The organism is Frankia sp. AgKG'84/4, from assembly GCF_023242965.2.
In the GTDB taxonomy this organism is placed as follows: Bacteria; Actinomycetota; Actinomycetes; order Frankiales; family Frankiaceae; genus Frankia.
The window spans coordinates 1-6,291 of the sequence record NZ_JALKFU020000304.1; the positions used below are offsets into that span (position 1 = coordinate 1).

Genomic DNA, 6,291 nt, shown 5'->3' on the forward strand with positions numbered 1-6,291 from the left:
GGACGGGGTGACGCCGCGCGCCGCGGCGCAGTGGCCGGTTCGTCCGCGGTCCGTAGCCGACCAGCACCGGGGTGCGTTCGTCGTCCGGGTGGGCGTCGACGCCGTGGGGCCCGGAGCCGCCCGGCGGCAGGTCGGCGTGGCCAGCGCCCGAGCCCCCGCCGGGCGCGCCGTCCGCGGGTTCGGCCTCGGCGGTGCGGATCGTCAGCAGCGGCTCGCCGACGCCCAGCGTGCTGCCCTCCTCCGCGTGCCGCGTGACCAGCACGCCGGCGAACGGGCTCGGGATCTCGACGACCGCCTTGGCCGTCTCCACCTCCACGAGCGGCTGGTTCACCGTCACGGCGTCGCCGACCTCGACGAGCCAGCGGACCACGTCGGCGTCGGTGAGCCCCTCCCCGAGGTCGGGAAGCCGGAACTGTCGCTGCGTCACGGGTCGTACCCCAGTTCGGAAATCGGTGGCGGTCTGATCAGAAGCCGAAGGACCGGTCGACGGCGTCGAGGATCCGGTCGACGTCCGGCAGGTAGTGGTCCTCCAACCGGGCCGGCGGGTAGGGCGTGTCGTAGCCGGTCACCCGCAGTACCGGCGCCTCCAGCGAGTAGAACGCCTCCTCGGTGACCCTGGCCGCGACCTCCGCGGACAGCGATACGTTCGACGGCGCCTCGTGCACCACGACGAGCCGGCCGGTGCGCCGCACCGAGTCCAGCACCGGCGTCAGGTCGAGCGGGGACAGCGAGCGCAGGTCGATGACCTCCAGCGAGCGGCTGTCGTCCGCGGCGCTGACCTCGGCGGCGTCCAGGCAGGTCCGCACGGTGGGGCCGTAGCCGACCAGGGTCGCGTCGGTGCCGGCGCGGGCCACCATGCTGCGGTGCAGCTCGGTCGTGTCCGCCGCGGGCAGTTCGGTCAGCGGCCGGGGATCGACGACGGCCTTCTCCCAGTACCGGCGCTTCGGCTCCAGGAAGATCACCGGATCGTCGGAGCGGATCGCCTGCTGAATCATGAGGTGGGCGTCGGCCGGGTTCGAACACGCGACGACCTTCAGGCCCGCCGTGTGGCAGAAATACGCCTCCGGGGACTCGCTGTGGTGTTCGACCGCGCCGATGCCACCGCCGAACGGGATCCGGATCGTCACCGGCAGCCGGATCCGGCCCGCCGACCGGTAGTGCAGCTTCGCGAGCTGACTGACGATCTGGTCGAACGCCGGGTAGACGAAGCCGTCGAACTGGATCTCGCACACCGGTCGGTAGCCCCGCATGGCCAGGCCGATCGCCGTCCCGACGATCGCGGACTCGGCGAGCGGCGTGTCGATGACCCGCGGCTCGCCGAACTCCTGCTGCAACCCGTCGGTCACCCGGAACACCCCGCCCAGTGTTCCGACGTCCTCACCCATCACGAGCACCTTCGGATCGGCCGCCATCGCCGCGCGCAGGCCCAGGTTGAGCGCCTTGGCCATCGTGATCGGAGCCGGCGCGGCGGGCGCGGCGCCCGCGTCCGCCCGCTGCCCGTTGGTGATGACGGCCCCGCTGGTCACCACGCCTGCCCGGATACCCGCGTCTCACCCGTCACCAGCCCACTCCTCCTGTCGAGATCACCCTGGACGTACGGCCCGTCGCCGCCGTCGCCGGGGGCCGCCGTGAACGCCGAACGCTGCACCGACACCAGTCCGGTGTCGGTGACCTGCACATGGTCGAACAGACTCGCAGGTTCCGGGTCGGGCATCGACCGACACCGGGTCCGCAGGTCGTGGGCGCACGCGTCGGCCTCGATCGCGAGGCGCCGTTCGCGGTCCTCGTCGAGCAGACCGGCCGCGCCGAGGTGGGCCCGCATCCGGTCGATCGGATCCCGCCGACGCCAGGCGTCGAGCTCGCCGGGCGCGCGGTAGCGGGTCGGGTCGTCGGCGGTCGTGTGCGCGCCCATCCGATAGGTCACGGCCTCGACCAGCACCGGCCCGCCGCCGGCCCGGGCCGTCGCCAGCGCCCATCTGGTCACCGCCAGGCAGGCCAGCACGTCGTTGCCGTCGACCCGCAGGCTGGGGAAGCCGAACCCGCTCGCCCGGTGGAAGATCTCGGTGCGGCTCTGCCTGCTGGCCGGCTCCGAGATGGCCCACTGGTTGTTCTGGCAGAAGAACACCAGCGGCGTCCGGAACACGCTGGCCCAACCGAAGGCCTCGTTGACGTCGCCCTCGCTGGACGCGCCGTCGCCGAAGTAGACGATGGCCGCGCCGGGCGAGCCGTCCCGGGCCATGCCCATCGCGTAGCCGGTGGCGTGCAGCGTCTGGGCGCCGACGACGATCGAGTAGAGGGCGAAGCCGTGCTCGGCGGGATCCCAGCCGCCGAGGCTGTTGCCCCGGAAGATCGCCAGGATCGCCATCGGGTCGATGCCCCGGCACCAGGCCACGCCGTGTTCGCGGTACGAGGGGAAGGCCATGTCCTGCGCGCCCAGCGCCCGGCCGGAGCCGACCTGCGCCGCCTCCTGGCCGCGCAGGCTCGCCCACAGGCCGAGCTCGCCCTGGCGCTGCAGGCTGGTGGCCTCCTCGTCGAGGCGGCGGACCAGCACCATGTCCCGGTAGAGGCCGACCAGGTCGTCGTCGGTGAGGTCGGCGATCTGCGCCGGCAGGTCGATGTCCGCGACGGTCAGCTCGCCGGCCGCGGCTGCGTTCGCCGAGGGTGGGCACGGCTCGCCCGCCGGGCTCGGTCCGGGCGACATGGCCTGGGAAGCGACGGTGATCCGTTGACCGGCCGGGGTGAGAAGCTGCATGACCTCCGTCACACTCAGCAACGATAGACCCTTGGTGGCCGCTGGCAACCTGATCTGGGATCTGCGGGAGCCCGTATCTGGCACGCTACGCGGGGCGGCGCGGGCCGGCTCGGTACGGTGTCGCCGTGATGAGTGAGCAGGACGTGACCCGACCGCCGGTCCGCCGGGACATCGGGAAGGTCGGTGTCTGGAGCGGACAGTTCGACTTCTCGCCCGCCGGCGTCGTCCGAGAGGCGATCACCGAGCTGGACGAACTCGGCTACCCGACGCTGTGGACCGGCGAGGTCAAGGGCCGGGAGGTGCTCGTCACCGTGAGCCTCGCGCTCGCGGCGACCTCCCGCATCACGATCGCGACCGGGATCGCGCAGATCCTCGCGCGCAACCCGCTGACGATGACCGCCGCGCAGCTCGCCCTCGCCGAGGCCTTCCCCGAGCGCTTCCTGCTCGGCCTCGGTGTCTCGCACGCCGAACTGATGCACATCCGCGGCGCCGCCTACACCCGCCCGCTGGCCCAGATGGCCGCCTATCTCGAGGAGATGGACCGGATGGCGGCCGAGCAGTACCGCGCCGTCCCGCCGGCCGGGACACCACCGCGGGTACTCGCCGCGCTCGGTCCGAAGATGCTCGGGCTCGCCCGCGACCGCGCGGACGGCGCCCACACCTACTTCGTCCCGCCGGAGCACACCGCCGTCGCCCGGGAGATCCTCGGCCCGGCCAAGCTGCTCGTCCCCGAGCAGGCGTTCGTGCTGCACCCCGACCCGACCGAGGCCCGGGAGCTGGCCCGCCGGCACACCGGCTCGTACCTGCGGCTGCCGAACTACACGAGCAACCTGCGCCGGTTCGGATTCGGCGACGATGATTTCGCCGACGGCGGCTCCGATCGCCTCGTCGACACCATCGTCCCGTGGGGAGACGCGGACGTGCTGCTCGGCCGGGTGAAGGAACATCTCGACGCCGGCGCCGACCAGGTCGCCGTGCAGGTGCTGGACTTCGACCGCCGCGGGCTGCCGCGCCGCCAGTGGCGCGAACTCGCACCGGCACTGCTTGCCCTGTGAGGAGTCCTCGGCCCTGCGCGTGAGGATCTGCGCCTACCAGGCGACGTCGCGGATCCGACGGTCGCGGCCGGCCCTGCCATGCGACAGTGGCGGTTGGCCGGGCGGCAGCCGGGTTCGACGAGGGACGCGACCCGGCGCGGCTTGACGCTGCGGGCCGCCGGACGGAGAAACGCGCCATGGGGTGGGACCGGGGGAAGACGTCGCGCTGGTGGGCAAGACCGAGGTCGACCGCGGCGGGTGGCGCGCTCGCAGCCGCCGCCGTCCTGTGCGTGACGGTGGTCGCCTGCGCCGTTCCCTACGACGACAGCAAGGCAGCCGTCCCCTCCGCGGCGAGCACCACCCGGCCCGCCGGCGTCATCAGCACGACGACAGCGGCGGCCGGTGCCGGGCCGCGCCGCCCGACGGGCCAGCCGGTGACGATCGCGTTCGGCGGGGACATCCACTTCGCCGGGGCGCCCGGGCAGCGGCTGGCGGCCGATCCGGCGACGGCGATCGGCCCGATCTCGACGACGCTGGCCGGCGCCGACCTGGCGATCGCGAACCTGGAGACCGCGGTCACCGACGGCGGGACGCCGGCCGCGAAGGAGTTCACGTTCCGGGCGCCGGCCAGCGCTTTCACGGCCCTGCGCGCGGCCGGCATCGACGTCGTGACCATGGCGAACAACCACGGCATGGACTTCGGCGAGGTGGGGCTGCGGGACTCGCTACGCAACGCCGCCGCCGCCCACTACCCGGTGATCGGGATCGGCCTGGACGACAGCAGTGCCTTCACCCCCTACACCACGACGGTGAAGGGCCAGCGGATCGCCGTCATCGGTGCCACCCAGGTCCTCGACGACGAGCTGGCCGCCGCCTGGACGGCGGGTCCAGGCAAACCGGGGCTGGCCTCGGCGAAGCAGGTCAACAAGCTTGTCGCGGCCGTGCGGGCCGCCCGGCAGCAGGCGGACACGGTCATCGTCGACCTGCACTGGGGCGTCGAGCAGCAGCAGTGCCCCAGCGAGACGCAGCGGTCCCTCGTCCCGCTGCTGGCCACCGCCGGCGCGGACGTCGTCGTCGGCAGCCACGCGCACGTCCTGCTCGGTGCGGGCTGGGCGGACAGCGGTGTGTACGTCGACTACGGCCTGGGGAACTTCGTCTTCTACTCCTCCGGCACCGGGCCGAACACCGAGTCCGGGGTGTTGCGGCTGACGGTGGCCGGCCGGGCGACGACCGACGCGACCTGGGTGCCCGCCCGGATCGTCGGCGGCGCGCCGCGGCCCCTGACCGGCGCCGCCGCCGAACAGGCCCTGGCCAGGTGGAACGCCCTGCGTGGCTGCACCGGACTCGCCCCGACGCCGACGGACTAGGGGGCGGCCGACGCCGCGCAGCCCGCGCAGGTGCCGTAGATCTCCACGGTGTGGGCGACGTCGACGAAGCCCTCGGCCTCGGCGACGGCGGCCGTCCAGGCCTCGATCTCCGGCCCGGCGATCTCCACGGTCCGCCCGCAGACCCGGCAGACCAGATGATGATGGTGGGCCTCGGTGGCGCAGCGCCGGTAGACGGTCTCGCCGTCGTCGCGGCGGATCATGTCGACCTCGCCGCGGTCTACCAGCACCTGCAGGTGCCGGTAGACGGTGGTGAGCCCGACCGCGGTGCCCTGCGCGCGCAGCCGCGCATGCAGGTCCTGGGCACTGGTGAAGGCGTCGGCCTCGGCGAGGGCGGCGCAGACGGCGTCGCCCTGGCGGGTCGCCCGCACGGTCGTGCCCCGGCCCGGCGCCCCGCGGCGGTCGGTGGGCCAGGTGCCGTTTCCCGCGATGCTCACCGGCACTCCCTTCACCCTGTCCGAACTCTGATCTCCGGGCTGGTCCGCGGACGTCGCCCCATTTTCGCATCTTGGCGTGCGGATGGGCCCCCGGTCGCGTTCCTATCGCCGAGCCCGCGCGCCGGAGGGGACGAGCGCGGGGGCGCCGGCCTCGGCGCGTCCGCGCAGCGGCCCAGGTCGTACAGGGTGCCGGTGAGGCGGAACGCACGGGTCTCGCGCGGGCACCAGCCGATTCGGCGCAGGGCGGACAGTTCCGCCGAGGTGCCGCGCCGGTCGTAGGCGAGGACGAACAGCAGGACGGCCCGCGGCCGCGCCCGGCGTGCCGCCACGGCCCGGGCGGCGTCGCCGCGGCCGACCTCGACGAGAAAGGTCGTCGCCGATCTGGGGAGGCGCGGCGCGTTCGCCGTGCCCGTGCCGTCGCCGTGCCCGGTGCTGTCGCTGGTATCGGTGCTGTCGCTGAGTTCGGTGCCGTAGAGCCAGCCGGCTCGGGCGAGGCGACCACCGACGACCACAGCGTCGCCCGGCCGGTACCAGCCGCGCGCGACCGCCGTGGCGGCGACCATGTTCTCGATCGGGCGGACCTCGTGACGCTGGCGCCACAGCGGGCCGAGCCCGCCCGCCGCGCTCAGCGGCGTCGCGACCAGGCCGGCGAGGCAGAGCACACCCGCGGCGACGGCCCCGGC

General features: G+C 73.8%; 6 protein-coding genes and 1 pseudogene. 2 read left to right on the forward strand and 5 right to left on the reverse strand.

Translation table 11 applies throughout. From position 1 onward, the window contains the following. The 3 genes from MXD58_RS17505 to pdhA all read right to left on the reverse strand — a co-directional run. On the reverse strand, positions 1-427 hold a 427-nt coding region (locus MXD58_RS17505; RefSeq protein WP_308301986.1), incomplete at its 3' end, for a biotin/lipoyl-containing protein. A 37-nt stretch (positions 428-464) separates the two neighbouring features. Next, a complete protein-coding gene (locus MXD58_RS17510) occupies positions 465-1,526 on the reverse strand; it encodes an alpha-ketoacid dehydrogenase subunit beta (RefSeq protein ID WP_518478292.1) in 1,062 nt (353 codons plus the stop codon). Then, complete coding sequence (pdhA, locus tag MXD58_RS17515) at positions 1,523-2,752, reverse strand: pyruvate dehydrogenase (acetyl-transferring) E1 component subunit alpha (RefSeq protein ID WP_248840162.1); 1,230 nt, start codon at positions 2,750-2,752, stop codon at positions 1,523-1,525. The genes MXD58_RS17510 and pdhA overlap by 4 nt, the downstream gene beginning before the upstream one ends. Before the next feature lie 128 nt (positions 2,753-2,880). Here pdhA and MXD58_RS17520 point away from each other — a divergent pair, with 128 nt between their 5' ends. Beyond that, positions 2,881-3,807 carry an LLM class F420-dependent oxidoreductase gene (locus tag MXD58_RS17520; RefSeq protein ID WP_248840118.1) on the forward strand — a complete coding sequence of 309 codons (927 nt, stop codon included), beginning with the start codon at positions 2,881-2,883 and terminating at the stop codon, positions 3,805-3,807. 176 nt (positions 3,808-3,983) lie between these two features. Next, on the forward strand, positions 3,984-5,153 hold the full coding sequence (locus MXD58_RS17525; protein WP_248840119.1) for a CapA family protein: 1,170 nt from the start codon (positions 3,984-3,986) through the stop codon (positions 5,151-5,153). Here the strand turns inward: MXD58_RS17525 and MXD58_RS17530 are convergent. Together MXD58_RS17530 and MXD58_RS17535 are read right to left on the reverse strand one after the other, a co-directional pair. Continuing rightward, positions 5,150-5,608 carry a Fur family transcriptional regulator gene (locus MXD58_RS17530; RefSeq protein WP_308301987.1) on the reverse strand — a complete coding sequence of 153 codons (459 nt, stop codon included), beginning with the start codon at positions 5,606-5,608 and terminating at the stop codon, positions 5,150-5,152. The genes MXD58_RS17525 and MXD58_RS17530 overlap by 4 nt on opposite strands. An 11-nt stretch (positions 5,609-5,619) precedes the next feature. After that, positions 5,620-6,291 (reverse strand): annotated as a pseudogene (locus MXD58_RS17535) (hypothetical protein); the annotation flags it as partial.

Coding starts and splice junctions, on each gene's coding strand:
- pdhA (WP_248840162.1), bottom strand. CDS start 2,752: ATGCAGCTTCTCACCCCGGCCGGTCAACGGATCACCGTCGCTTCCCAG.
- MXD58_RS17520 (WP_248840118.1), top strand. CDS start 2,881: ATGAGTGAGCAGGACGTGACCCGACCGCCGGTCCGCCGGGACATCGGG.
- MXD58_RS17525 (WP_248840119.1), top strand. CDS start 3,984: ATGGGGTGGGACCGGGGGAAGACGTCGCGCTGGTGGGCAAGACCGAGG.